Annotated in this window: 28 protein-coding genes, 1 tRNA gene and 2 pseudogenes; 19 read left to right on the top strand and 12 right to left on the bottom strand. The window is 60.3% G+C overall.

What is annotated here, in order from left to right:
* Positions 1–3: 3 nt before the first annotated feature.
* On the bottom strand, positions 4–1,437 hold the full coding sequence (locus H0I86_RS07060; RefSeq protein WP_180924507.1) for a M48 family metalloprotease: 1,434 nt from the start codon (positions 1,435–1,437) through the stop codon (positions 4–6).
* A gap of 97 nt (positions 1,438–1,534) precedes the next feature.
* On the opposite strand from H0I86_RS07060, the gene H0I86_RS07065 reads away from it, so the two are divergent.
* Positions 1,535–1,774, top strand: coding sequence for a sulfurtransferase TusA family protein (locus H0I86_RS07065; RefSeq protein WP_007930235.1), 240 nt, complete (start codon positions 1,535–1,537; stop codon positions 1,772–1,774).
* Positions 1,775–1,815: 41 nt separating this feature from the next.
* The gene (locus tag H0I86_RS07070) at positions 1,816–2,886 is read left to right on the top strand and encodes an AI-2E family transporter (protein WP_180924508.1); all 1,071 of its coding nucleotides are present in this window, start codon (positions 1,816–1,818) and stop codon (positions 2,884–2,886) included.
* A gap of 72 nt (positions 2,887–2,958) precedes the next feature.
* Here H0I86_RS07070 and H0I86_RS07075 read toward each other — a convergent pair whose 3' ends face one another.
* Complete coding sequence (locus H0I86_RS07075) at positions 2,959–3,432, bottom strand: peroxiredoxin (protein WP_023968160.1); 474 nt, start codon at positions 3,430–3,432, stop codon at positions 2,959–2,961.
* Between the two features lie 10 nt (positions 3,433–3,442).
* Positions 3,443–4,003, bottom strand: coding sequence for a glycine cleavage system transcriptional repressor (locus H0I86_RS07080; protein ID WP_007930238.1), 561 nt, complete (start codon positions 4,001–4,003; stop codon positions 3,443–3,445).
* A gap of 326 nt (positions 4,004–4,329) precedes the next feature.
* On the opposite strand from H0I86_RS07080, the gene dapA reads away from it, so the two are divergent.
* From dapA to H0I86_RS07105, 5 genes are all read left to right on the top strand, one after another.
* Positions 4,330–5,208 (top strand): 4-hydroxy-tetrahydrodipicolinate synthase, encoded by an 879-nt coding sequence (gene dapA / locus H0I86_RS07085; RefSeq protein ID WP_009042590.1) that lies wholly within the window; start codon positions 4,330–4,332, stop codon positions 5,206–5,208.
* 17 nt (positions 5,209–5,225) lie between these two features.
* The gene (bamC, locus tag H0I86_RS07090) at positions 5,226–6,338 is read left to right on the top strand and encodes an NlpB/DapX family lipoprotein (RefSeq protein ID WP_009047492.1); all 1,113 of its coding nucleotides are present in this window, start codon (positions 5,226–5,228) and stop codon (positions 6,336–6,338) included.
* A gap of 4 nt (positions 6,339–6,342) precedes the next feature.
* The gene (locus H0I86_RS07095; RefSeq protein WP_180924509.1) at positions 6,343–7,101 is read left to right on the top strand and encodes an MBL fold metallo-hydrolase; all 759 of its coding nucleotides are present in this window, start codon (positions 6,343–6,345) and stop codon (positions 7,099–7,101) included.
* A 28-nt stretch (positions 7,102–7,129) separates the two neighbouring features.
* Positions 7,130–7,840, top strand: a complete 711-nt coding sequence (purC, locus tag H0I86_RS07100; protein WP_180924510.1) for a phosphoribosylaminoimidazolesuccinocarboxamide synthase — start codon at positions 7,130–7,132, stop codon at positions 7,838–7,840.
* Positions 7,841–7,924: 84 nt separating this feature from the next.
* Positions 7,925–8,014, top strand: a tRNA-Ser gene (locus H0I86_RS07105).
* Between the two features lie 182 nt (positions 8,015–8,196).
* Here H0I86_RS07105 and H0I86_RS31935 read toward each other — a convergent pair.
* Both H0I86_RS31935 and H0I86_RS07115 read right to left on the bottom strand, forming a co-directional pair.
* Positions 8,197–8,691, bottom strand: coding sequence for an abortive infection family protein (locus H0I86_RS31935; RefSeq protein ID WP_258019409.1), 495 nt, complete (start codon positions 8,689–8,691; stop codon positions 8,197–8,199).
* Positions 8,692–8,760: 69 nt separating this feature from the next.
* Positions 8,761–9,902, bottom strand: a protein-coding gene (locus H0I86_RS07115) for an IS3 family transposase (protein WP_180924511.1) whose coding sequence is annotated in 2 segments (ribosomal slippage) — positions 8,761–9,668 and positions 9,668–9,902 — 1,143 coding nt in all. Because the reading frame shifts where the segments join, the coding sequence is not laid out codon by codon here.
* A gap of 294 nt (positions 9,903–10,196) precedes the next feature.
* Between H0I86_RS07115 and H0I86_RS07120 the strand changes: the two genes are divergently transcribed.
* Complete coding sequence (locus tag H0I86_RS07120; protein WP_180924512.1) at positions 10,197–10,685, top strand: Hpt domain-containing protein; 489 nt, start codon at positions 10,197–10,199, stop codon at positions 10,683–10,685.
* A gap of 109 nt (positions 10,686–10,794) precedes the next feature.
* Here H0I86_RS07120 and H0I86_RS07125 read toward each other — a convergent pair whose 3' ends face one another.
* Positions 10,795–11,424 carry a response regulator transcription factor gene (locus H0I86_RS07125; protein WP_180924513.1) on the bottom strand — a complete coding sequence of 210 codons (630 nt, stop codon included), beginning with the start codon at positions 11,422–11,424 and terminating at the stop codon, positions 10,795–10,797.
* A 518-nt stretch (positions 11,425–11,942) separates the two neighbouring features.
* Here H0I86_RS07125 and H0I86_RS07130 point away from each other — a divergent pair.
* From H0I86_RS07130 to H0I86_RS07160, 8 genes and pseudogenes are all read left to right on the top strand, one after another.
* Positions 11,943–12,506 (top strand): fimbrial protein, encoded by a 564-nt coding sequence (locus tag H0I86_RS07130; RefSeq protein WP_180924514.1) that lies wholly within the window; start codon positions 11,943–11,945, stop codon positions 12,504–12,506.
* Positions 12,507–12,530: 24 nt separating this feature from the next.
* A pseudogene (locus tag H0I86_RS07135) lies at positions 12,531–13,320 on the top strand (fimbrial biogenesis chaperone).
* A 288-nt stretch (positions 13,321–13,608) separates the two neighbouring features.
* Positions 13,609–13,842, top strand: coding sequence for a FimD/PapC C-terminal domain-containing protein (locus H0I86_RS07140; protein ID WP_373369406.1), 234 nt, complete (start codon positions 13,609–13,611; stop codon positions 13,840–13,842).
* 35 nt (positions 13,843–13,877) lie between these two features.
* Positions 13,878–14,141, top strand: a pseudogene (locus H0I86_RS07145) (fimbrial biogenesis chaperone); the annotation flags it as partial.
* 55 nt (positions 14,142–14,196) lie between these two features.
* Positions 14,197–14,532, top strand: coding sequence for a hypothetical protein (locus tag H0I86_RS32060; RefSeq protein ID WP_258019412.1), 336 nt, complete (start codon positions 14,197–14,199; stop codon positions 14,530–14,532).
* Positions 14,529–15,143 carry a fimbrial protein gene (locus H0I86_RS32065; RefSeq protein ID WP_258019413.1) on the top strand — a complete coding sequence of 205 codons (615 nt, stop codon included), beginning with the start codon at positions 14,529–14,531 and terminating at the stop codon, positions 15,141–15,143. The genes H0I86_RS32060 and H0I86_RS32065 overlap by 4 nt, the downstream gene beginning before the upstream one ends.
* A 95-nt stretch (positions 15,144–15,238) precedes the next feature.
* Positions 15,239–16,168 carry a LysR substrate-binding domain-containing protein gene (locus H0I86_RS07155; RefSeq protein WP_180924515.1) on the top strand — a complete coding sequence of 310 codons (930 nt, stop codon included), beginning with the start codon at positions 15,239–15,241 and terminating at the stop codon, positions 16,166–16,168.
* Between the two features lie 93 nt (positions 16,169–16,261).
* Positions 16,262–16,624, top strand: a complete 363-nt coding sequence (locus H0I86_RS07160) for a 5-carboxymethyl-2-hydroxymuconate Delta-isomerase (protein WP_180924516.1) — start codon at positions 16,262–16,264, stop codon at positions 16,622–16,624.
* Positions 16,625–16,648: 24 nt separating this feature from the next.
* Here the strand turns inward: H0I86_RS07160 and H0I86_RS07165 are convergent, their stop codons facing one another.
* The 5 genes from H0I86_RS07165 to H0I86_RS07185 all read right to left on the bottom strand — a co-directional run bounded on the left by H0I86_RS07165 (position 16,649) and on the right by H0I86_RS07185 (position 21,323).
* Entirely contained in the window at positions 16,649–17,587 is a 939-nt protein-coding gene (locus H0I86_RS07165) for a LysR family transcriptional regulator (RefSeq protein ID WP_180924517.1), read from the bottom strand.
* 184 nt (positions 17,588–17,771) lie between these two features.
* Positions 17,772–18,680, bottom strand: coding sequence for a DMT family transporter (locus H0I86_RS07170; protein WP_180924518.1), 909 nt, complete (start codon positions 18,678–18,680; stop codon positions 17,772–17,774).
* Positions 18,681–18,696: 16 nt separating this feature from the next.
* Entirely contained in the window at positions 18,697–19,881 is a 1,185-nt protein-coding gene (locus H0I86_RS07175; protein ID WP_180924519.1) for a cyanate transporter, read from the bottom strand.
* Positions 19,882–20,116: 235 nt separating this feature from the next.
* Positions 20,117–20,587 carry a cyanase gene (gene cynS, locus H0I86_RS07180; protein WP_009042607.1) on the bottom strand — a complete coding sequence of 157 codons (471 nt, stop codon included), beginning with the start codon at positions 20,585–20,587 and terminating at the stop codon, positions 20,117–20,119.
* Between the two features lie 76 nt (positions 20,588–20,663).
* Entirely contained in the window at positions 20,664–21,323 is a 660-nt protein-coding gene (locus H0I86_RS07185; RefSeq protein ID WP_180924520.1) for a carbonic anhydrase, read from the bottom strand.
* A gap of 124 nt (positions 21,324–21,447) precedes the next feature.
* Here H0I86_RS07185 and cynR point away from each other — a divergent pair, with 124 nt between their 5' ends.
* On the top strand, positions 21,448–22,338 hold the full coding sequence (gene cynR / locus H0I86_RS07190) for a transcriptional regulator CynR (RefSeq protein WP_180924521.1): 891 nt from the start codon (positions 21,448–21,450) through the stop codon (positions 22,336–22,338).
* Here cynR and H0I86_RS07195 read toward each other — a convergent pair.
* The gene (locus H0I86_RS07195; RefSeq protein ID WP_081362423.1) at positions 22,311–23,093 is read right to left on the bottom strand and encodes a transporter substrate-binding domain-containing protein; all 783 of its coding nucleotides are present in this window, start codon (positions 23,091–23,093) and stop codon (positions 22,311–22,313) included. The two genes, cynR and H0I86_RS07195, sit on opposite strands and share 28 nt — an antisense overlap.
* A 266-nt stretch (positions 23,094–23,359) precedes the next feature.
* Between H0I86_RS07195 and H0I86_RS07200 the strand changes: the two genes are divergently transcribed.
* Both H0I86_RS07200 and H0I86_RS07205 read left to right on the top strand, forming a co-directional pair.
* Entirely contained in the window at positions 23,360–25,009 is a 1,650-nt protein-coding gene (locus H0I86_RS07200; RefSeq protein WP_180924522.1) for a phosphoethanolamine transferase, read from the top strand.
* A gap of 84 nt (positions 25,010–25,093) precedes the next feature.
* The gene (locus H0I86_RS07205) at positions 25,094–25,777 is read left to right on the top strand and encodes a class I SAM-dependent methyltransferase (protein ID WP_180924523.1); all 684 of its coding nucleotides are present in this window, start codon (positions 25,094–25,096) and stop codon (positions 25,775–25,777) included.
* The last annotated feature ends 48 nt before the right edge of the window (positions 25,778–25,825 follow it).

Below are 25,825 nucleotides of genomic sequence, written 5' to 3' on the forward strand. Positions count from 1 at the left end.
GGCTCAGCGCATCATGTCCTTGACCATTTGCTCCTGGTCCATCAACTCACGCTGACGGGCGTCGATCCGCGAAGACAGGGGGAAGTTGCTGCCGGCGCGGCGTTTGGCGAAATCCAGCTGCTGGATCGCCTGGCGATAATCGCCGACCAGGGCAAAGTATTCGGCCCGCGCCTGATGCAGGCCGATGATGTTGCCGGACAGGCCACGGGTTTCCGCCACTGAGTACCAGACATCCGGATCATCGGAGCGGGTCTTGAGCAGGCTTTCCAGGGCCTTTTCGGCGTCCGCCGGGCGATTCTGCTTGAGCAGCAGGTCGACCCTGACCTGATTCAGTGGATAGTTGCCCGGGTACTGCGCAAGTATTTTATCCACCCGGGCCTGGGCATCGGAAAAGCGGCTGGTGGCGGTATCCAGGTCGATCTGGGCCAGGTTGTAAGTGATGTCGTTAGGCTGCTTGGCCAGCAGATGCTTGAGGTTTTCCCGGGCATCGTTGAACTGGCTTCCCTTGATCTGGGCGATGGCGAGGCCGTAGCGGGCGATGTCGTTTTTCGGGTTTTCGTCGAGCTGGGCGCGAAAACGCTTGGCGCCCATGCCGGGAGACTCTTCGTAGATCAGTTGCACTCGTGCGCGAATCAGCTGGTAGCGCAGGCTGTCTTCCTTGCCGCCGGCCTTGGCCTGTTCAGCGCGGTTTCGGGTGTCGGCGATCCGCGATTCGGTAACCGGGTGAGTCAGCAGGAACTCCGGCGGCTTGGCGTCGAAGCGGTACTGGCGCATCAGGCGTTCGAACATGGTCGGCATGGAGCGCGGGTCATAACCGGCCTTTTCCAGGTTGAGGATGCCAATGCGGTCGGCTTCCTGCTCGTTTTGCCGGGAAAAGCGCCGTTGTTCCTGGATGGCCGCAGCCTGGGTGCCGGCAATGGCGGCGATCCCGGCGTCGCCACCACCCGCCGCGGCGATCACGATGCCGGCCAGCAGGGCGGCCATCATCGGCACCTGCATGCGTTGCGAGGCCTCGACCCCACGGGCGAAGTGGCGTTGTGACAGGTGAGCCAATTCGTGAGCCAGTACCGAGGCGTATTCGCCTTCGGTCTGGGCGTTGAGGAACAGCCCACCGTTGACCCCGACAATGCCGCCTGGAGCGGCAAAGGCGTTGAGCTGCGGGCTGTTGATCAGGATGAACTCGAGGCGCCGGTCGTTGACCTGGCTGGTCTCGACCAGCTTGTAGACGCTGGTTTCGACATAGTCCTTGAGTTGCGGGTCGTTGAGTTGCGAAACCTGGCTGCGCAGCAACGCCAGCCAGGCGCGGCCCAGTTGGTGTTCCTGTTGGGGCGAGACAATGGCAGAACTGGCATCACCGAGTGACGGCAGGTCGTCGGCGAAGCCTGGTGAGGCGAGCAGGCAAGCGAGCGTCAGCAGGGTAGGGCGCAAAAAAGTCATGCACAAAGCCTTAGTCGACAAAGAGTCTACTGTAGCCGGACACCAGGCCTTGGACCAGATATTCTAGGCACCTCGACGACCCTCCCGGAGTGACGCAATGACTGATGCTGTAGCCCACGACGCCGAGCTCGATGCCAGCGGCCTGAACTGCCCGCTGCCGCTGCTCAAGGCCAAGATGGAACTCAATCGCCTGGCCAGCGGCGCGGTACTCAAGGTGATCGCCACGGATGCCGGTTCCCAGCGCGACTTTCGCACCTTTGCCCGTTTGGCCGGTCATACCCTGCTTCGCGAGGAAGACGAAGCCGGGGTCTATCGTTACTGGCTGAAGAAGGCCTGAACCGCCCCGGAAATCATCGCGCCTCTGTCTAAGGATCATTGATGTTCAAAGTGTTACGCGACTGGATTCAGCGCTACTTCTCCGATGAAGAGGCCGTGGTACTGGCCGTTCTGCTATTCCTGGCCTTCACCGCCGTGCTGACCCTGGGTGGCATGCTCGCGCCAGTGTTGGCGGGAATGGTGCTGGCCTACCTGATGCAGGGGCTGGTGCTCACTCTGGAGCGCTGGCGTTTGCCTGGCGGGGCGGCGGTGGGCCTGGTCTTTGCCTTGTTCATGGGGCTGCTGCTGGTGTTCATCGTGGTCGTCGTGCCGCTGCTGTGGCACCAGTTGATCACCTTGTTCAACGAGCTGCCGGGAATGCTCGCCAAGTGGCAATCGCTGCTTCTGCTGTTGCCGGAGCGTTATCCGCACCTGGTGTCCGACGAACAGGTGTTACAGGCGATCGAGGTGGCGCGCGGCGAAATCGGCAAGTTCGGCCAGTGGGCGCTGACCTTTTCGCTGTCCAGCCTGCCGCTGCTGGTCAACATCATGATCTATCTGGTGCTGGTGCCGATCCTGGTGTTTTTCTTCCTCAAGGACCGGGCGATGATCAGCCAGTGGGTGCGCGGTTACCTGCCGCGCGAGCGGGCGTTGATCACTCGGGTGGCCCAGGAGATGAACCGGCAGATCGCCAATTACATTCGTGGCAAGGTGATCGAGATCGTCATTTGCGGCGCAGTGACCTACATCGCCTTCGTGGCCTTGGGCCTGAACTACGCGGCCCTGCTGGCGTTGCTGGTGGGGATTTCGGTGGTGGTGCCTTACGTCGGGGCGGTGGTGGTGACCGTGCCGGTGGCGCTGATCGCCTTGTTCCAGTGGGGCTGGAGCGACCAGTTCATCTATCTGATGGCGGTCTATGGGATCATTCAGGCCCTGGACGGCAATGTGCTGGTGCCGCTGCTATTCTCCGAGGCCGTGAACCTGCATCCAGTGGCGATCATCTGCGCGGTGCTGCTGTTTGGCGGGTTGTGGGGCTTCTGGGGCGTATTTTTCGCGATTCCCCTGGCCACCCTGTTCAAGGCGGTACTGGATGCCTGGCCGCGCAAGGAGCCGGTCGTGGCGCCCTTGCTCTAGAATGGCTCTGTTCTGGAAATGAAAAGGGGGCGGCTGATTCAGTCGCCCCCTTTTTTTAGTCGGTTACCCTGCTCAGGCCTTGTTCAGCGCCTGGGCGGCAGCCAGTACCGCATCCACGTGGCCTGGCACTTTCACGCCACGCCATTCCTGGCGCAGCACGCCATTCTTGTCGATCAGGAAGGTGCTGCGATCGACGCCCATGTATTCCTTGCCGTAGAGCTTCTTCAGCTTGATCACGTCGAACAATTGGCAGACGGCTTCGTCCTTGTCGCTGATCAGCTCGAAGGGGAATTCCTGCTTGCACTTGAAGTTCTCGTGGGACTTCAGGCCATCGCGGGAGACGCCGAACACCTCGGTGTTGGCGGCCTTGAACGCGGCGTATTGATCGCGAAAGCCCTGGCCTTCGGTGGTGCAGCCCGGGGTGCTGTCCTTGGGGTAGAAGTAGATCACCACCTGCTTGCCCTTGAGCGCGGCGAGGCTGACGGTCTGACCGCTGGTGGCCGGGGCTTCGAAGTTGGCAACAGGTTGGTCGATGGCAACGGCCATTAGGGCTTCCTTACATTGGGTTCTGTGGGCGCCAGGGTTCGATCAACGCATCGAGATTCATTGCGTCGGCGAAATCCAGGAACTGATCGCGCAGCCAGCTGATCTGGGTGCCGGCCGGCAAGGTCACGGTAAAGGTGGCGTTGAGCATGGTGCCGCCGGTCTGCGGAGCCTGGTAGGTGTCGCAGGTCAGGTTTTCCAGCTCGACATGGTGGTCGATGAAGAACTGGCACAGTTCGTTGACGATGTCCGGGCGGTAGGCGGCGCTGACGTAAGCCACATAAGGCAGGGCCTGCGGGCGGTTTTCCAGGGCCGCGCTGCGTACCACGTTGACGGTGAAGGCGTATTTCTTCGCCAGCGACGGCAGGCCGGCCTCCAGGCGCGCCAGGGCGTCCCAGCTACCGGAAACCTCCAGGACCAGCGCGCTGCACTCGCCATGGCGGGTCAGGCGGGAGGTCACCACGGCGCAGCGGTTTTCATGGCTGGCGCGGCACAGGACGTTGGTCAGCTCCATGGGGTTGGCGCCGAGGGCACTGATGACAAGGAATTGTTCGCGGACTGTGGGGGTGGACATGCAGCATTCCTAAAGCGATGAGCGGTCGATACTTTTGCAGGCTCGAGTACCGGGTAAACGTCCGGATGCGGTTTCAGAAGCCCTGAACCGCCCGGTTGCGACGAGCTCCATAAAGGCGAGAGCGAAGGGCGGCAACGCGGGATTGGGGCTTCGGATGCCGAAAAGGGAGGCTGGAACCCGGCGTACAAGCTTATCAGTACCGATCAAAGCCTGAAGGGTAGCGAAATACATCGCTCAGGGGAATGCTCGCAGCGCGGTACTTCGCTTGTGCAAGCATCTTGGCGCCAGTACCATTACCGCTCTCTTTTTCCGGCAGGAGCGGTTGCATGATTGCGGGCAGTATGGTGGCACTGGTCACACCCATGGATGCACAGGGTCGTCTCGACTGGGACAGCCTGAGCAAACTGGTGGACTTCCACCTGCAAGAGGGCACCAACGCCATTGTGGCGGTCGGCACTACAGGTGAGTCGGCTACCCTCGATGTGAACGAACACATCGAGGTGATTCGTCGCGTGGTCGCTCAGGTTGCAGGGCGCATCCCGGTGATCGCCGGTACCGGCGCGAACTCGACGCGCGAAGCGATCGAGCTGACCACCAATGCGAAGATCGCCGGTGCCGACGCGTGCCTGCTGGTGACCCCTTATTACAACAAGCCGACGCAAGAAGGCCTGTATCAGCATTTCCGCGCCATTGCCGAAGCCGTCGATATCCCGCAGATCCTCTATAACGTGCCGGGCCGCACCGCTTGCGACATGCAGGCCGAGACCGTGATCCGCCTGTCGACCGTGCCGAACATCATCGGCATCAAGGAAGCTACCGGTGACCTGCAGCGCGCCAAGGATATCCTGGCCGGCGTGAGCAGCGACTTCCTGGTGTATTCCGGCGACGACGCAACCGCCGTCGAACTGATCCTGCTGGGCGGCAAGGGCAATATTTCGGTGACCGCCAACGTGGCGCCAAAAGCCATGAGCGAGATGTGCGCCGCCGCGATGCGTGGCGATGCCGCCACCGCCCGGGCGATCCACGAGAAGCTGATGCCGCTCAACAAGACGCTGTTTATCGAATCCAACCCTATTCCCGTGAAATGGGCCCTGTGCGAGATGGGCTTGATGGCGAACGGTATCCGTCTGCCGCTCACCTGGCTCAGTGCTGCCTGTCACGAACCGCTGCGGCAGGCCATGCGCCAGTCCGGCGTATTGGTTTAATTGAGGAAGTACTACGCATGAAGCGATTGGCCGGACTTTCCGCACTTGCCTTGATTATCTCCAGCACCAGTGGCTGCGGTTGGATTTGGGGGCCGGAAGGCTATTTCCGTGATCGCGGCAGCGATTACCTGCAAGCGCAACAGACCGCACCGATGCAACTGCCATCGGATGTCAGCACCTCCAAACGCCTTGATCCGCTGCTGCCTATCCCGCGCAACGTGGCCGACGACACCGTCAAGGGTGAATACATCGTGCCGCGTCCGCAGCCGTTGGGCTCGGTGGCCGATGCCAGCGACTACACCCTGCAGAAGAGCGGCGATGCGCGTTGGGTCATGGCCCAGCACGCCCCGGCCGAAGTCTGGCCGGTGGCCATGCAGTTCTTCCAGGACAACGGTTTCCGTATTGACGAACAACGCCCGCAAACCGGCGAGTTCAGCACCGCCTGGCAGCGTTCCGACGAACTCTCCGCATCCATGGCCAAGCGCCTGGGCAGCGTAGGTTCGGCCGATAACGAAACCCGCGTGCGGGTGCGTATCGAACCTGGCGTGCAGCGCAATACCAGTGAAGTCTACGTGGTCAGCGCCGAGCGTCCTGTCGGCAGCACGTCCAATGTCGATTTCACCAACCGTTCGGTCAACACCAGCCTGGATGCCGCGCTGGTCGACGAAATGCTCGCCAGCATGAGCCGCAGCGCCGAGAAGGGCGGTTCGGTCTCCCTGCTGGCCGCCCGTGATTTCGATACCCCAAGCCGCGTCAGCCTCACCGAAGACGGCAGCGGCAACGTGGTGCTCAACCTCGGCGAAGACCTCGATCGCGCCTGGTCGAGCGTCGGCCGTGCCCTGGAGCAGGGCGAGTGGCGTGTTGAAGACATCAACCGCAGCCTGGGCCTGTACTACATCAACCTGGCGGAAAAAGCCGAGAAGAAAAATGACGAGCCGGGCTTCTTCGGCAAGTTGTTCGGCAGCGCACCGGCCAAGGAAGAGATCGAAGCCCGCGCCGAGCGTTATCAGGTTCGCCTGAGCAAGGTGGGCGACAACGTCCAGGTTACTGTCGAGAAGGACATCAACACCGTTGCCCCGCCTGAAGTGGCGCGCAAAGTGTTGACCGTGATTCAGGACAACCTGGGCTGATCCGATGCGTTTCGCCGTTCTCGGCAGTGGTAGTCAAGGGAATGGCACGCTGATAGCCAGTGACGACACATACGTCCTGGTGGATTGTGGTTTCTCCTTGCGCGAAACCGAGCGGCGTCTGCTGCGCCTGGGGGTAGCCCCCGCGCAGCTGAGCGCGATTCTGGTAACCCACGAACATGCCGACCACGTGCATGGCGTGGGTTTGCTGTCTCGGCGCTACAATTTACCGGTCTACCTCAGTCGCGGCACGTTGCGCGGGATGCGCAAGCCGGTGGAGGCCGCGGGTTTTCTCGCCGGCGGCGAGACGCTTCAGGTCGGTGCCTTGAGCATCGACGTGACCCGCGTCGCTCACGATGCGCTGGAGCCTGTGCAGTACGTGTTCAGTGACGGTCAGCGGCGTTTCGGCCTGCTGACCGACCTGGGTTCCTACTGCGACACGGTGATCGACCGCTATCGCGGGCTGGATGCCTTGATGATCGAGGCCAATCACTGTCGCGACATGCTGGCCCGAGGTTACTACCCGTATTTCCTCAAGCAGCGGGTCGGTGGAGAAATGGGACATTTGAACAACCACCAGGCCGCAAGCCTGGTGGCCGAGTTGGGCTGGCAGGATCTGCAGCATCTGGTACTGGCCCACCTCAGCAGCAAGAACAACCTGCCGCAGCTGGCCCGGCGATGTTTTGTCGACACCCTCGGGTGCGACCCGGACTGGCTGCAACTGGCCGATCAAGATTCAGGGCTCGACTGGCGCCACATCGCCTAGCCCACCTACTTAGCAAGCGGAGCCCATCATGGAAAAACGTGAAGAACTCTACCGTGGCAAAGCCAAATCGGTTTACAAGACCGACGCCGCCGACCGCCTGGTCCTGCTGTTTCGCAACGACACCTCGGCGTTCGACGGCAAGCGTATCGAGCAGCTCGATCGCAAAGGCATGGTGAACAACAAGTTCAACGCCTTCATCATGCAGAAGCTCGAAGAGGCCGGCGTGCCGACCCAATTCGACAAGCTGCTGGGCGACAACGAGTGCCTGGTGAAGAAGCTGGACATGATCCCGGTCGAATGCGTCGTGCGTAACTACGCCGCCGGCAGCCTGGTCAAGCGCCTGGGTGTGGAAGAGGGCCTGAAACTCAACCCTTACACCTTCGAACTGTTCCTGAAGGACGACGCCAAGGGCGACCCGTTCATCAACGAATCCCACGTCGTGGCGTTCGGCTGGGGCACCGCCGAGCAACTGGCGCGCATGAAAGAACTGTCGCTCAAGGTCAACGAAGTCCTGAGCAAGCTGTTCGACGATGCTGGCCTGCTGCTGGTGGACTTCAAGCTGGAGTTCGGCGTATTCCACGGCCAGATCGTCCTGGGCGACGAATTCAGCCCGGATGGCTGCCGCCTGTGGGACAAGGAAACCCGCAAGAAGATGGACAAGGACCGCTTCCGTCAAGGCCTCGGTGATGTGATCGAAGCCTACGAAGAAGTCGCAAACCGTCTGGGCGTACCGCTGTAATCGACGCAACCGACTGATAGCACGGAAAAAATTTGCCCGAGGGGCTTCGCTTCGGGCAAAGGTGCTGTTATGATGCGCGCCGTTGGAGAGATGCCAGAGTGGCCGAATGGGACGGATTCGAAATCCGTTGTACCTTCGCGGGTACCTAGGGTTCGAATCCCTATCTCTCCGCCATACGTATAAAGCCCTCGCAAGTCGTTGATTTGCGGGGGTTTTTCGTTTATGGGTTTTGGTCGTTGTACGTAGGGATAGTACGTAAAATTTTTGCCGTCTTAGGTTATTTCAGTCATTTTTTCGTTTGTTCGTGCGCCGTTTACCTTCTGCTAAAAAGTCAGGACGGCTCCTTTGCTCGGGTATCAGACGGGTTTGGTAGATTTAGCCTCCCATGTGCCGAGCAGGTATAGAGCAAGCGAGCCTGCCAGATTCACAGCCAGTTCAGCATGCCTTGGAGCTGGTTTCACGCCAGCTTTACCTGTGCCATGGGAGTCGCTCAGGCGGTTCCTCAAAGCCCCCAGTCCTTCGACTACGGACGTGCAGCCGCCAAGGATCTGCTTGAAAACCTTTTCTGTGTGTTGTGAGGGTGCAAGATTGAGCAATTCAGCCGTTTGACGGTAAAGCTTGTTGAGGTCTGGGGTATCGTCATAGTCGATCCCAGCTTCTTCTAGGATGTGCTTGCAAACCGATTCGAGAAGGGTACGCGCCATAGTAATTGCGCCTTCTGGATCAGTGGTGCGGCGTTCCAGTGATTTCGTCCATGCGACTCTCACATGCTCGGAATCAAACCGCTCGATTGCACCAGTGACAACGTGGTCTGCTGGTGACGATCCACCTTTCTCTACGTAGTCCAGCAATGGGCGAAATTCATCCCACAAGTAGGTTCGGCGTTCGGCATAGGTGCCGTATGAATCGCCCCGGATTCTCTAGACACCTTGCAAGCTCATTGCGTAACGCTTTTCAAACTCTGCCGGTGACAGCTGATTGTTGAAACCATGACGGCGTTTTGCGTTGTAGAACATCTCGATGTAATCGAACACATCACTACGAGCATCTTGCCGCGAGGTGTAGATTTTTCGCTTGATCCGTTCCCGTTTCAGAAGCTGGAAAAAGCTCTCGGCCACAGCGTTGTCATGACAGTTGCCTCGGCGGCTCATGCTGGCAACCAAATTGTTTGCCTTCAAAAAGCTGCGCCAATCGGAGCTGCTGTACTGGCTGCCTTGGTCGGAATGAACCATCACTTCTTGCTTCGGTTTACGCCTCCAAACCGCCATCAACAACGCGTCAATAGCCAAATCACTGGTCATCTGCGACTTCATTGACCAGCCAACGACCTGGCGAGAAAACAGATCCAACACCACAGCCAAATACAGCCAGCCTTCATAAGTGCGAATGTAGGTGACCCAAACTTTGTTGGGTTCTACGACATCAAACTGGCGCTTCAGCAAATTGGGTGAGGCGACCGCTGGCTTACCGCCGTACTTTCCAGGGCGGCGTCGATACCCTGTCTGAGAGCGCAGACCTTCAAGACGCATCAGCCTCGCTACACGATGGCGACCACAATCTTCACCGACCTCGCGCAGATCGTCATGGACTTTGCGATAGCCATAAACGCCGCCACTCTCCAGCCATGAATGCTTGATCAAACCCAGCAGTCGCTGGTCGTCTTTGGCGCGTACAGATTGCGGCTCGGACAGCCAGGCGTAATAACCGCTGGGATGGACTTTAAGCGTCAGACAAAGCCGCCGAATCGAATAGTCGCCCGCGCGCTGCTTGATAAAGGCGTACTTCAGCCGCACTCCTTGGCAAAGTACGCGGCGGCCTTTTTTAAGATGTCTCGCTCTTCAGTGACGCGCTTGAATTCTGCTCGCAGACGACGCAGTTCAGCGTGCTGATCATCGTCTTGCTGTCGTTCTTCTTGAGGTTTGCTGTAGCGCTTTATCCAGGCATATAAGCTATGCGTCGACACGCCAAGACGGGCCGCTACATCAGCAACAGGCAGCTTCTTTTCGGTCACTTGATTGACCGCTTGGATTTTGAATTCTTCGGGGTAACGCGGGTTGCTCATGGCACCTCCTAATTGGCCTCAGTTTAAGGTAAAGAGGTGTCTACGAAACCCAGGGCGATTCAGTGCTGGATGCCTGGCAAGTTGCAGTGTCAGTTGTTAAAAGAAACGCCAGAGCATTTTTCTGGCGGGCCTTTTTCATCCTGTCCGGATTTCAATGTCCGGGGCCTCCCCGAGTAAAGCCGTCTTGTTCAGCGCTTTGAGAAACGTCTGATATTCGCCTCTAGGAGTTTTGCCTAGCCTGATCCGTATTCGATGAACGGGCTGCGGCATATTCAAGTGAGCAAGGAGGCAGATATGAATCGGCAGGATGCACAGGCCGGCGCAACGCCGGAGACGCCAAGCTTCAACGCAGGCGTAAGCGTGGATGGCGAGGTGTTTCACGCTATCCGGGTCGGTTCCGCCGAGTCGTTGCTGGAGGTGCTTGGCGGGCTCATGGACCTTGCTGGCGACAATGAGCAAGTCGCACGACGGCTTATCGAGGAGGTACGGACTTACCAGATCAAAGACCTTGAACTGTTGCGGGCGTACTGCGAACAAAAAGATCGGCAAGCCATTGCCAGGCTGTGCCACAAGATGGCGGGTGCCGCTTGTGTATTGAAGTACCAGCCGCTGATCTCCAGCTGCCAGCGCCTGAGGGAAGTCAGCATCGCAGGGACCTGGCCGGTGCTGTTGGAAAGGGCGCAGTGGGTCGAGCAGGCGTTGCTCAACCTCAAGGACATCTGTCTTGTAGCCATACAGGATGATGGGCCAATCAATCTGAGAGAACTGCCTCGTGAGCGCTGATTCCTCTGCTGCTCCAAGGGAGTCGTGTTCGATGTCCCGTCGCAAAACCGATAAGGCGAAGATTCTGAAACGGACAGATGTCCATGCACTGCTGAGTTTCGCAAGCGGCCTATATGATTCCTTTCTGCCTGGCTATTTCAATCAGGGCCAGAAGGTTGGTGGTGTTGAACTTCTTCAAGAGTCTTACTTTGTAAGTACTGACCGTTTTGTGACTGATAAGCAGAGTCGCTGCAATCTCCCTATTGTTAAGCCCCTGTGCCAATAACCTTAACGTGGTGATTTCCCTGTTGGTCAGTTGGGAGGCAGCGATGCTTTGCATCTGGTTGGTGTGAATGCTTTCCTGCAACAGGAGCAGAGAACTCTCAGGAAAATAGGTATGTCCTGATAACAGTGCCTTTACTGCATCTCCCACCTCATCCAGCGCTTCGTCCTTGCAGATGAACCCTGCTGCGCCCCCATGCAAACAACGTACGGCAAAGTTCTTTGAGTCGCTGGAAGTCAATATCAGCGTTTTTACCAGGAAGTTATTTGCCTTGAAGTGAGTGAGGACAGATAGCCCGTCCAGTTGCGGTAGATCGAGGTCAAGTATCACCAGGTCCGGTTTATGTGTGCGAACAACTTGAATGGCGTCGACGCCATTGTCTACCTCGGCGGCGATATGGTGCCCGTTGCGTTCGAGTATGACTCTCAATGCAACTCTGACCAAGGGATGGTCGTCGACTATTACTATGGATCCCATAGTGTGCTCTCTCTATGTTAGTTGTGTATGCAGGTTTTATATTTTTACTCTCTATATTCAATTCTTTTCATTGAGGTTCGGCCTTGTGTAGGTGCTCACTGCGCAGGCCGGCGAGGTAGACTCCTTTCGTTTTTTATTGAGTAGCGAGTTAGCCTGGTTCAGGCTACTGCGATGCAAGCATTTGGCAGAGTTCAGCTGGACGCAGCATTTTGAAGAAGTACACAGTCTTGTCTCATAAGTAAAGACGAAATCAGCGGGCAGTTTATTAAGATTTTTCTGATGGGTGCTTCGGCCGTCTCTCAATTCAAATTCGAGGGTTGATCGGTAAGCTACGGCTTCCTTTGGACCGTCCCTCGTGGGGTGATCAAAGGAGCTGCTATTGTTGTCGACCAATCGACTTAGACTTTGTGAGAGAGGCTTGGACTGCTATGGCAGGTGCGATTGGGTCATGGCTGAACCAGGAGGGTGATCAAATAGATTGCACTTTTTCTGCCGATCAACGTGAACAAGGAAATCACATGAAACGAACATCTCTAGTATCCCTCGCAACTTCAAGCTTGATGCTTGCCGCACTTGTTCCTTCGTTATCTCATGCCACTGACGGCGTGATTAACTTCTCTGGCAGCATCACTGACGTGACTTGCAATATCAACGGCAAGGCACCAGGTGAAAACAACATCACCAACGTGGAACTGGGGCGCATCTCTCCTTCGATCTTCAAGGCCATTGGCGATGCTTCTCCGTTCGAGAAGTTCTCGTTGGTGCTGTCCGGCGCGCAATGTGCCAATGGAACCAAGGTCGTCGTTGATTTTGACCAGGTGGGCAACGTTGACTCGGCGACCGGGAACCTCAAGCTGATCGGCGCGGCGCCTGCAACCGGCGTGCAGATCCAGGTGTACAACGACGACGGCGCTGCTGGTACGAAAGTCCCACTCGGTCAGTCGGAAGCCTCGCCACAGGTCGCCACAGTTGCAGGCAACACGGCAACCCTGAAGTTCAAGGCGAACTATGTTGCGACCGCGGCTACCGTTGGCGCGGGTTCGGGTAACTCCTTCGTTCGATACACCCTGTCGTATAAGTAAAGGCTAACGCCCGAGGAGTGATTCATGACGCCGAAAGCGCGTATTTTTCTTCTTTCGTTCTCGGCGTCATGTTCTTCGGAGCATGTTCTGGAACTGCACAGGCGTCGCTAGTCATCCAGGGCACTCGGCTGGTTTATCCGTCGGATGCTCGTGAGGTGACAATAAAAATGAACAATACCGGCCCCTCTGCTTCATTGGCCAAACGTTGGATTGACGATGGCGATTCAACTAAGTGTCCCGAGGAATAAAGGTTCCATTTTTGGTGTCCCCCGCGGTGATTCGCCTGGATCCGGACAGTTCGGCATCACTGCGTGTTTCCTATACGGGGGAGAAACTTGCAGAAGATCGAGAGTCTTTGTTCTGGCTCAATGTGCTGGAAACGCCTCCGCGCAAGGAAACTGATGAAAACGTCTTACAGTTTACCTTCAGAACCCGAATCAAAGTGTTCTTTCGACCCAAGAACCTGAAGTCGGATGTGGACTTGGTGGCGAATAAGCTCGATTGGCAATTCAAACAAGCCAGTCATCCGGATGGAAAAGGTAAAGTCGAGAATTGCCTGGGAGTTCAGGTAAATAATCCGGCTGCATACTACGTTTCTTTTGGCAAGATAGAAGTTGCTCTGGATGGGCAGCGGGTTGCAGTTAAAGATGAAATGATCGCACCTTTCAGCAGTGGGTTTTTTATTCCTCAGATCTATCGCAAAGCCTCTGTTCATTACGAAGTCATTAATGATTTCGGTGGACGGCGGGTACTTAAAAAACATTGCCCCTGTAATTATTATCACCCTGCAGTTTTTGTCATCTCTATGACCTGATTGCATGCCGGTATCGAATATGTTGAACGTCCAGCGTAGTTATCTGGTTATTTTTGCTTGTGCGTTAGTTTCGTACGGTTTTAGTTCAGGTCGATTTTTTCTATGTCTTGTTTCTACGGCGGCTATTGTCATGGCGACTGAAACATGGGCGGAAGCTTCCGCTGCCGAGCCCAAGGGACAGGGCGTTATAGCAATCAGTGGCGGGGCAACAGCTATTCCTTCGCCGTACAGCGCACGTTGGGACAGAACCGGTATTCAGGGCGTCGGGCAGTCAGTAGCAACACGACCTTGAGTTTGACCCTTACGATCCCGCTGGGCCGTGAGACCCGGGACCAGGGTTCGATCCGCGTCGAATGGGGTGACCAGCCTGGGCAGCAATGCCTGATCGACTACCGCTTGCCCGAGCGCGATGCCGCGCCTGCCAAGGCGGCCGAGGCGAAGGGCTATGAGGTGTTCGACCTGCCATGCCGCCCGGTGCCGCCCGACGCTGCCGGGGCACCCGCCCAGGCGAGGAACGGCTGATGCAACAGACATGCGGCTTGCGCTGCTCCTCGGCCATGGCTCGGCGGATCCGTGGCGGCCTGCTGTCGGCCTGGTTGCTGATGTCGCTGTGCGTCGACGCCCAGGCGGCGCTGGCCATTACCGGCACGCGCTTCATTTACCCGGCCAATACCCCGGCGTTGACGGTCAGGGTCGGCAACACCGGCGATGCGCCGATCCTCCTGCAAGCCTGGCTGGACCGGGGGGATACGCACACCGACCCGAGCCGCTTGACGGTACCGTTCGTCCTGTCGCCACCGATTTCACGGCTGGACCCACAATAGCGCGCCATTGACCAGCGCTACGCCGGTAGGCGCCGTCCTGTGGCAACGACCGGTGGCCCTGATCACCAACTACAAATATGGCGGCGGCACCGGCAACAAGGCCCATGAGCTGGTATCTGCCGGGTACTGGACCGCGGGCACGCCATTGTCCGATGCCATTGCGCCGATCAATATCAGTGGCATCGGTTTCAAGATTGCCGTGAATTCCTCGGACGGAGTGCTCAGGGAGATTTCCCAGACTAACAAACCCGTCGCGCTGGAAAAGAACCAGGTTATGTTTGGCCCCGGCGCTGGCCAGAACCAGCGCTCGGTGATGGTGACCAACTACATACAGTCTCTGATCCTGACGGTCCCCCCCCCCCCAGCCAGTTACCCAGCGGCGAGTTGATCGTCAAACGGGTGGATGGCAGCTCGGGGCTGATGCTGTATGCGGTCGACCTGCTCAAGGGGGTGGCTAGCCTGGGCGAGGAGGTCAGCATCCCGAACGACAACATACCCATCGGCATCTGCCGCAAATCCTACTCGTTGATGGGGCCAGCCATCATCAATATGGGGGGTGGAGGCGAGGTCGTCATTCCCAACACCTGTGTGGTGGAGTCGTACAGGACCATCCCGGTGAAGCTTGGGCGTTTCTCCCTGGCCGATTTTCCCAAGGAGGGTTCCACCTCGTCGCCGGTGCCGTTTCGCATCGAGCTGAGCCAGTGCGCATTGAATGCCAAGCCACAGATCACCTTCACCGACAAAGTAGCCGGTCACACCGACCCGTCGGTGCTCAATCTGACGGCTTCGCCCAACAGCGCCAAGGGCTTCGGCATCGTCATGATCAACGACCTGAACCAGCAGCGGATCAAGTACGATGGCACCCTCTACGACATGCAACGGGTGGGCGACAGCGCGATCATCCCGCTGCGCGCCGGCTATATCCGCACCGGCAGCGATGCCGAGCTCAAGGTCGGCGATGCCGATGGCGCGGCGGAGTTCACCTTTACCTTCCCTTGAGTCATTTCAGGGCTGAGCGCAGCCCCTTCGATGACAATGGACGCCGTTGCGGGGCCTTTCTACACTGGGCTCCGACCTGGGGATGGAGCACACGGATGAATCGCAACGAACTGCGCAAGGCCGATATCAACCTGATGGTGGTGTTCGAAACCCTGATGCTCGAGCGCAATGTGACCCGGGCGGCGGAGAAACTGTTTCTCGGCCAGCCGACCATCAGCTCGGCGCTCAATCGCTTGCGCGCGATCTTCAACGATCCGCTGTTCATTCGCGTGGGCCACCGGATGGAGCCGACCGCCCGCGCCGAGGAGCTGATCCAGCACCTGTCGCCGGCGCTGGATGCCTTGTCCTCGGCCTTGAGCCTGACCCACGATTTCGATCCCGCCAGCAGCACCATGACCTTTCGCATCGGCCTGTCCGACGACGTCGAGTTCGGCCTGCTGCCGCCGCTGTTGCGGGCCTTGCGCCAGGAAGCGCCGAAGGTGGTGTTCGTGGTGCAGCATGCCGACTACTGGCGGATCCCGGACCTGCTGGCCGCCGGCGATATCACCGTGGGCATCAGCCAGACCCGTGGGCTGCCGGCCAACGCCAAGCGCAAGCTGCTGCGGCATATCCAGCCCAGCGTGCTGCGCGCCGATGCCAGCGACACGCCGCTGACCCTCGACGAATACTGTTCCCGTCCGCATGTGCTGGTGTCGCATACGGCCAATGTCAGCGGCTTCGCCGATGAGTGGCTGGCCGAGATCGGCCGGCAGCGCCAGGTGGTGTTGTCGGTGCCGCAGTACAGTTCGCTGCCGGCGTTGCTGGCGGGGACCGACATGATCGCCAGCCTGCCGGACTACGCGGCGGCGGCCATGGCCGCGTCGGGGCAATTGTTCCAGGAGCCGTTCCCGTTCAAGACCCCGACCCTGGACCTGTCCATGGTCTGGCTCAGCCATGTCGATACCGACCCGGCCGAGCGCTGGTTGCGTTCGCGGCTGGAGGTGTTCATGAGCGACCGCGACCAGGCACCGCTCAAGGCGCGTTGAGCTTCTTATCCCTTGGTAGATGATTCAGGCAGGCCGTCGCGGGGCGTGTAGTATGGAGCGCCTTTTTCACGCCACCTTTCAGGGAGCTCTGCCATGCCTCATCTGTATATGGAATACACCGCCAACCTGCCGCAACTGGACGCCGACAAGGCCTTGCTGCGGTTCAATCACGCGTTGGTGGCGTCCGGGCAGTTCGCTGAATACGACATCAAGAGCCGCGCGCACAAGGTCGAGACGTTTCGCGTCGGCACCGGTCTCGGCGAGCGGGCGTTCGTGCATGTGAAGCTGTCGTTGCTCAGCGGGCGTTCGCCACAGATCAAGAAGCAGCTTTCGCAAAGCCTGCTGACGGTGCTGCAGGAACTCTGCGAATGGCCGGCCGGCGTCGAGTTGCAACTGGCGGTGGAGATCCTCGATATCGACCGCGACTCCTACGGCAAGCTCAGCATCGGTCACTGAACCGGAATGCAGCAGGGCCTGAACCTACAATAGGCCCTGCTGCGCACAGACCTTGACCACCTGCTCGCGGAACCAGGTGTTGGCGCTGTCCTGGTCGGTGCGTGCGCTCCATTGCATGTCCAGGGTAAAGCCCGGCAGGCCGTTGGGCGCTTCGCAGTGGCTGAACACCGCGTCGTTGGTCAGCAGCGCCTGGATACGCCGCGGCAGGGTCAGGATGAAGTCGGTGCCGGTGATCATCTTCAGCGCCGCGCTGTAGCTGTTGGAGCGCGCGACGATCTGCCGCCGCTGGGCCTGGCGGGCCAGCCAGCCGTCGACCATGTTGGTGGTCGAGGTCCAGGGCGTGGGGTAGACATGCCGGCGCTCGACGAACGACTGCAAGCTGAAACGCGGCTCCAGCGGCGGCGTCGCGCGCTTGTCGAAGACACATACCAGGTCATCCTCGAGCAGCACCTGCGACTTGAGGTCGGGGTGGTTGTGGTGAAAGTTCGGGCCGAAGCAGATCACCAGGTCCAGGCTACCGTCGCGCAGTTCATCGGCGGGGATGTCGGTTTCCAGCTTGTGCACATTGACCGACACTGGCAGGTCGGCGAAGTCGAAGCCCTTGAGCAGGCGGGGCAGGATCAGCAGTTCGAAATATTCCGGCGCGCAGACGTTGAAGGTGACGGCCTGGCGGGTCGGGTCGAAAGCCTGGACCCCGGAGTGGCACAGGTTGATGCTCTCGAGAATCTTCAGCACATGGCTGTACATGGTGGTGGCTTTGTAGGTCGGACGCATGCCGGTGCGAGTGTTGATGAACAGCTCGTCCTCGAAGCCGGTGCGCAGTTTTTTCAGGCAGTAACTGACGGTCGACTGACTCACGCACAGGGTTTCCGAGACCCCGGTCACGCTGCTTTGCTCGTATACGGCGACAAACACCATCAGGTCCTGCATGTCGAGCTTTCTAAGCAAGTTACTGTTCAGCATCAGTTCCGTCTCGTTAAGCACCTCGCGCGGTCGTGCGCAAACTCGCCTGATGCTAACGGAGCGATCGTCCTAATTGAATCCTTGCCCCGGGGTTTCATGGACAGCAAGGGGACAATTAATTCCGAGAACACGACCTGCGCAGTGTGGCGCAGCACGTAGCGGCTTGTCCCTGTGCTTTGTGCGTTCAGCCGAGCGCGGGCGCTGGCCGGCGGCTGCCGAGGATCAGCGCGAACATGCCCAGGCCCACCAGCAGCGCGCCGAGCAGCTCGCTCGGCAGGGGCTGCCTGCCCAGCCCGAACCAATGGAAGAGGGTGATGAACAGGGTGCTCAGGTAGATGTAGGAAATCACCGTGGCTGGCGCGATCACCCCGATGGCCCGGTGTAGCAGCCAGAAGGTCGCCAGGGTGGCGAACAAGGCCAGGTACAGCAGCCACAGGCCGTCGTCGAGGGGCAACAACTCGGCGCTGCGCCAGCCACCGCCCGGCAGGCAGAAGGCGAACAGGAACAGCGCGCCGAACAGCATGTTCCAGAAGGTCATGGCGGCCGGGCTGCGATCTTTCAGGCTGGTGGCTTTCAGCCGTTGGCTCAGTGGCGAGTAACAGGCCATGGCCAGACAACCGACGCCATAGACGCCGACCGCGTAGAGCGACGGCATGCCCTCGGCGCCGCCCTTGAAGGTCAGCAGCATGGCCCCGGCGGCCGCCAGCAGCATCGGCAACAGGCGGTTTTTCGCAGGGTCGCCGCTCAGCAGGATGCCTTCGAACAGCAAGGTCAGCAGCGGCACCAGGGCAAACAGGATGCCAGTGTTGACCGCCGAGGTATGCCGCAGCGCTTCGAACAGCGAGGCGAAGTAGATCGCCAGCAACAGGCCCAGCAGTGCATGCGCGCGTAACCCGACGCGGGTGATCCGGAACGCGCCGTTGAGCCACAGCGACGGCACGAACATCAGGGCCGACAACAGCAGGCGCAGGCCCGTCAGCAACAGCGGGTCGACGGCCTGGCTGACCTGGGCCGCGGCGAAAAACGAGGCGGCGATCAGCACCGCCCACAACAGCATGCCGAGATGGGCATTGAGGAAGCTGGCGGGTTTCATCGGCGCGTTCCCCGGGTTATTGGAAGTGGCGGTGGTAGTGCCGCGGATCGAAGCGCAGGACCATCAGGATCATCAGCGCCATGACCGCGGTCAGCGACCACCAGGCCCATTCGAAACTGCCCAGACGGTCGCGGATGATCCCGGCGAGCAGCGGCGACAGGCCGGCGATCAGGTAGCCGATGCCTTGCACGAAGGCGGTCAGGCCACCGGCGCGCCGTGGATTGTCCAGGTGGTCGAGGGACACGATCAGGCTCATGGGAAACAACCCGCCGATACCCAGGCCGAGCAGGCACGGCCAGAGCAGGCTCAGGTGTTGCGGACTGAGGATCAGCCCGCAGAAGCCGGCGATGATCAGCACCAGCAACGTCACCAGCACCAGGCGGCGGTCCTGGCTGCGGTTGGCGATGGTCGGCGTCACCAGGCCCGAGACCACTTCCATGGCGGTGAGAAACCCCAGCAGCAGGCCGGCGTTCTGTTCGCTCCAGCCCTGCTCCACGTAATAGGGGGCCAGCCACGCCAGGACACAGGTGTAGGACGCCGTGCCCAGGCCGAAGAAGACCGCCAGCAGCCAGGCGCGACGGTTGCCGGCAAAGGCTTCGTGGTGGGTCGCGGCGCCTGGCAGCTTTGGCATGGCCGCCCGTTGCGCGTGCCAGAACAGCAGCGCCAGGACCGCCAGCGCCGCCCAGATCGCCAGGCCCAGGCGCCAGCTGCCGGTGCGGCTCATCACCAGCGGGGCGAAGGACGCCGCGACGGCCGCGCCGCCCATGATCGAAGTGACGTACAGGCCCATGAACAGCGAGACATTGTCGGGAAAACGCAACTTGATCAGCGCCGGCATCAGCGCCTGGATCAGGGCGATGCCGAGGCCGGCGAGCACGGCGCTGAGAATCAGCTCGGCGGCTGAATCGAGGAACAGCCGCGACAGGGTGGCCAGGCCAATGACCAGCAGCGAAACCACTACGCTGCGGTGGTCGCCCAGGCGCTGGCCGATGCGCACGCCGAAGAACATCGCCAGGCCCATGGCCATGACCGGCAGCATGGTCAGCAGCGCGGCGCCGCTGAAGCTCAGGGCGATATCGCCACGGATGCCGGACAGCAAAGGACCGACGGCGGCCATCGACGGCCGCAGGTTCAAGGCCACCAGAATCACACTGAGCATTAGCCAGAAGGCGGGGCGGGTTGTTGCACGAACGTTTTCCATAACCAGGCCTTGAACAATTCAGGCGCTGATTAGGCGGGGAGGGGCAGGGCAGGGGCAAATCAGAAAGTCAGCAGTGGTATTTAAAAATTAAATAACACCTGTAGCCGCTGCCGCAGGCTGCGCTGGGCCGCGAAGCGGCCCCAACCTGCACACGCGGTCTCCCAGAAACATCGCGTTGCCCGGTTCGCCAGTCCTGCGGCCTGGATCGCAGCCTGCGGCAGCGGCTACAGGAAGATCAGAACGGCTTGGTCGGCAGGTACTTGCCGTCCAGGGTGATCACCGCGCGGGAGCCGCCTTCCGGGTCTTCGACTTTCTTGATGTCGAGCTTGAAGTTGATGGCACTGATGATGCCGTCGCCGAACTGCTCGTGGACCAGCGCCTTGAGGGTCGAACCGTAGACCTGGAGCATTTCATAGAAGCGGTACACGGTCGGGTCGGTGGGGATGCCACCGGGGATGCTGCCGCGCGACGGGATGCTTTGCAGCAGGCGGCTGGCGTCCTGGTCCAGGTCGAGCTTGCTGCAGACCAGGTCGGCGGCCGCGGCCGGCAAGGCGTGCTGGCCGAGCAGGGCGGCGGTGACGAACGCCAGGCTCAGGCCGGTGCCGTCGGTGAGCTGTTGCCACGACAGGTTCTTGCGCGCCTTGGCATCGATGATGGTGTCGGCCAGGGCCAGGCGTGGGGCTTGGGCGAATTGGGATTGCAGCATGTCGAGTTCCTCTTTGGGGATGATGAAGCGGTTGTTGAACGAGTTGTTGAACAGAAGCTGTTAAGAAAGGCAGCGCTCAAGCCGCGTGTCGCGGTTTGCCGACCAAGGCGCAGGTGTCGGGGTGTTCGGCCAGGGACACGAAGCCCTGGCTCGGTCCGTCCAGCGCGGCAATGTCGCCGCTGGCGATGTCGTAGACCCAGCCGTGCAGGTTAAGCCGGCCTTGTTCCAGGGCCAGGGCGACCGCGGGATGCGTCTTCAGGTTAGCCAACTGGGCGATCACGTTTTCCCGCACCAGGGCGTCCAGGCGGGCGGCGTCCGAAGCATGGCTGCGGGCGGCATTGACCACCTTGGCCGACTCGGCATGGCGCAGCCAGCTGGCCACGGCGGGCAGGTGGTCGAGGCATTTGCAGGTGGAAATGGCGGTCATGGCGCCACAGTCCGAATGGCCGCAGATCACGATGTCGCTGACCCCGAGCACGGCCACCGCGTATTCCACCGTGGCCGACACGCCCCCCGGTTCCGGCCCGTAGGAGGGCACGATATTGCCGGCGTTGCGGATCACGAACAGACCGCCCGGCTCCTGCTGGGTCAGCAGTTCCGGCACCACCCGGCTGTCAGAGCAGGTGACGAACAGGGTGCCCGGGTTCTGGGTGGTGGCCAGTTGCTTGAACAGCTCGCTGCGTTTGGGAAAGGCTTCGCGCTGGAACTTGAGGAAGCCGTCGATGATGTGCTGCATGGTGGTTCTCCTTGCATCGCTGATGGTGCAAGGATGGGAAATTTCAGCTATAGCGTCCAAGACCGGCTTGTTATGCTCTCCATAAGTACTGCCTATAGTTGGCTGCTTTAATTTTGGGACCCCCATGCTGCTACGTCATATCCGTTACCTGCTGGCCGTTGCCGAGCACCGCAACTTCACCCGCGCCGCCGAAGCCTTGCATGTGTCGCAGCCGACGCTGTCGCAACAGATCAAGCAACTGGAGGACAGCCTCGGCGCGCCACTGTTCGACCGCTCGGGGCGCACCGTGCGCCTGACCGACGCCGGCGAGGCCTATGTGCGTTATGCTCGGCTGGCCCTGCAGGACCTGGAGGCGGCCAAGCGAGCGATGCATGACGTGCAGGATCTGCGGCGCGGCTCGTTGCGCCTGGGCATGACCCCGACCTTCATCACTTACCTGGCGGGGCCGCTGCTGACCCGTTTCAACCAGCGTTATCCGGGGATCGCCCTGAGCCTCGAAGAAATGACCCAGGACCAGTTGGAAGCGGCCCTGGCCGAAGACCGCCTGGACCTCGGCATCGCCTTTGCCGGGCAGCACCTGCCGGACATCGACAGCCAGCTGTTGTTCGAGGAGAGCCTGAGCCTGATGGTGAGCCGCGAGCAGCAGCCCGAGCTACCGCGGCAACTGACGGCGGCCGAGCTGGAGCGGCAGCCGCTGGTGCTGCTCAGCGGTGATTTCGCCACCCGCCAGCATATCGACCGTTATTGCCGCGAGCAGGGCATAACGCCGCGCATCGCCATCGAGGCCAATTCCATCGGCGCGATTGTCGAAATCGTCCGCCGTGGGCAATTGGCGACCATCCTGCCGTTGGCCATCACCCAGGAACAGCCGGGCCTGCGCCCGGTGCTCCTGCAACCGGCCCTGGCGCCCCGCAGCGTGGCGTTGCTGGGGCGCAAGGGCGCCTATCGCAGTGCCGCGTGCCAGGCTTTTCGCGAGCTGCTGACGACTCAGGGCGTGGGCGCCGCCAGCCACTGATTGACCACGCCGGTGTAGAAGCCGGTGGCCTTGCTCAGGTGCAGCCACTGGTCGACGTAGCTTTTCCAGGCGACGTCGTCCCGTGGCAACAGAAAGGCTTTTTCACTGTATTGCAGGTACTGCTCGGGGTTCACCGCGCATAGCCCCGGCTTGAGCTTCTGCTGGAAGCGCGCTTCGGAAGCGTCGGTGATCATCACGTCGGCCTTGTTCTCCAGCAATTGCTCGAAGATGGTCACGTTGTCGGCGAACAGGGTCAGGCTGGCCTTGGGCAGGTGGGCCCGGGCGAAGACTTCGTTGGTGCCGCCCGGCGGCTCGATCAGGCGTACCGAAGGCTGGTTGATCTGCTCGACGGTCTGGTAACGCTGCTTGTCGGCGCAACGCACCAGGGGGATCTTCCCGTCGACGCCCAGGGTGTCGCTGAAGAAGGCTTTCTTCTGCCGCTCCAGGGACACGGAAATACCGCCCACGGCGATGTCGCACTGGTTCGCCAGGAAGTCCGGCATCAAGGTTTTCCAGGTGGTCTTCACCCACTTCACCTCGACCCCCAGGCTTTGCGCCAGGGACTGCGCCATCGAGATATCGATGCCTTCGTAGGCACCGTCCGCGCGCAGGTAGGTGTAGGGCTTGTAGTCGCCGGTGGTGCAGACGTTCAGGTGGCCGCGTTCGATGACCTGATCCAGGTGCGAGGCGTCTGGTGCGGCAAATGCCGGGGCGCTGAGGGTCAGCAGCGAGCAGAGCAGGAGGCGTGCTTTCATGCGGTCGATCCTTGATGACGAGGGGAGTGGCCGAGGGCGGCTCATTATTTGCGCCGGACCGGAGCGGGGCAAGGCGCATCGCTTGCCAGGGCGTTGTGGATTGTGTTCACCGAAAAAGTTTTGGCAAAGGGCCATGCCAACTATTTGTTGGCTTCTTTTTCACGAAACGTTGATGGTCGGCTACCTAAAGTTCGTGCTGTCGTGGGCAGTCATTGAATAACGGGCTTGTCGGCGACGCACTTCTTTCAAGGAACACGCCGATCGTCATGCTAAACATCAAGCCCCTGCGTCCCGAATGGGTGACGCTGATTGCCTGCGCCTTTTTATTACTGGGCTGCAACTTTGTGCTCTGGCAGCACCTGTTTAGCATTACCACCTCGGACACCCGTGGCATCGCCATGCGCGTGGCCTTCGGGGTGATGATCTTCTGTGCCTTCAACCTCATTCTGAGCTGGCTGGCGTTTCGCCGGGTACTGAAGCCGGTGCTGGTTCTATTGTTCATGGTCAGTGCCGGCGTGGCCTATTTCATGAACCAGTACGGAGTGCTGATAGACGCCGGAATGTTTCGCAACTTCGCCGAGACCAATGCAACGGAAGTGCGTGACTTACTCTCGCTGAAGTTGCTTGTTTATATTCTGTCTCTGGGTGTATTGCCTTCCTGGTTATTGTGGAAAACCCCGATTAATTATCGTCGCTGGCACCGCGAGTTATTCAGCAAGTTGCTGGTTTCCTTTATTTGCGCGGTGGCCATTGGCGGGGTCGCCCTGGCCAACTATCAGGGGCTGGCCTCGCTGTTTCGCAATCACCATGAATTGCGCCTGATGATAGTGCCGAGCAACTACGTGGGCGCTTCCTTCGGTTATCTGCGTGAGCAAGTGGTCTCGGCGCGCCAGCCCTTCGTCAAGATCGGTGAAGATGCCCAGCGCAATCCGACCTGGCAAAACCACGCGCGCAAGTCGCTGACGGTGCTGGTGGTCGGTGAGAGTGCCCGGGCCGAGAACTTCGGCGTGCTGGGCTACGAGCGCAACACCACGCCGAAACTCAGCCAGGAAAACGGCCTGATCGCTTTCACCGACGTGTCGTCCTGTGGCACCGAGACCGCGGTCTCGGTGCCCTGCATGTTCTCCAACATGGGGCGCAAGAACTACGACGCCAGCAAGGCGAAGAACGAAGAAGGGCTGCTGGACGTGCTCAAGCGCGCCGGACTCGAGGTGATCTGGCGGGACAACCAGTCCGGCTGCAAGGGCACCTGCGACCGGGTGACCCTGGACGATGTCAGCAACCTCAAGGACCCGGTGCTCTGTGCCAACAGCGAATGTCGCGACGAAATCCTGCTCCAGGGCCTGCAGCATTTCATCGATAGCCTGGACAAGGACACCGTGCTGGTCCTGCACCAGATGGGCAGTCACGGGCCGGAATATTTCAAGCGCTACCCCAAGGAATATGAGCGCTTCACTCCGGTGTGCCAGAGCAATGCCCTGAACAATTGCAGTCGCGAGAGCATCGTCAACGGCTACGACAATACGTTGCTGTACACCGACTACGTGCTGGCGACCCTGATCGACCTGCTGCGCAGCAACCAAGACAAGGTCGATACCGCGATGCTCTATCTGTCGGACCATGGCGAGTCACTGGGCGAATACAACCTGTTCCTGCATGGCACGCCCTACATGCTCGCGCCGTCGCAGCAAAAGCACGTGGCGATGCTGGCCTGGTTCTCCGACAGCTATCAGAAGGCGTTCTCGGTGGACACCCATTGCCTGCAACTGAGCCGGGAGAAGCCGCTGAGCCAGGACAACCTGTTCCACTCGATGCTTGGCCTGCTGGAGGTCGACAGCCAGGTCTACCAGCCTGACCTTGACCTGTTCGCCGGCTGCCGGGGCAGCGTGGTCGACGGCGTTCTGGCGCGGCAATGAAGCCTTGATCGGCGTTCGACCTTTTTTTCACGATCGGGGCGCTAACCTGTTTTTTATCCAAGACCTACAAGAGTCAGCAGATCCATGTCCGCCCACCCTCCATCCCCCCTCGAACTCGAGTTCGCCAGGCGTTATGACCAGGCGCATGCACGCGTCTGTGGCGACGAACGTCCGCTCGGGCTGGGGCGGCGCCTGTCGCTGTGGCGCGACGAATGGCTGGTCCGCCACGCACTGAAGGTGGCGGGCGAGCCGGGGCTGATTCTCGACCTGGCCTGTGGCGCGGGGCGCTTCTGGCCGGTGCTGGGCGAACACGGTAATCGGGTGATTCTGGCGGCGGACCCGTCCCAGGACATGCTCAACCACGCCCAGACCCACCACCCGGCGAGCCTGCTCAGGCGGGTCAGGACCTTCCAGAGTTCGTCGTTCAGCATCGGCCTGTCGGCCAACGCGGTGGACTGCATTGTCTGCCTGCAACTGTTCCCGCATGTCGCCAGCAGCGAGGCGCGCCTGGCGTTGCTGGGCGAATTCCATCGGGTCAGCCGCGACTCGGTGATCCTGGCGGTGCGCATTGACAGTCGCCTCAAGGCGTTGCAAGAGCGGCTGCTGGGCAACCGAACCCGGCAACTGCAGCCTGAGCCATGGGGGCAGACCAGCCGGGCGCAGGTGGAGGCCGAGTTCAAGGGCGCGGGGTTCGAAGTGCTCAGCCACCAGGATTTCATTCCCGGTTGCGCCGCCTGGCGGGTTTGCGTGCTGCGCAAACAGGGTTAGCCGACGGCGGGTGGATTATTCTTGTGGCCGGGTGCCGATTTCGCGCAG

It is taken from the genome of Pseudomonas chlororaphis subsp. aurantiaca (genome assembly GCF_013466605.1).
GTDB lineage: Bacteria > Pseudomonadota > Gammaproteobacteria > Pseudomonadales > Pseudomonadaceae > Aquipseudomonas > Aquipseudomonas chlororaphis_I.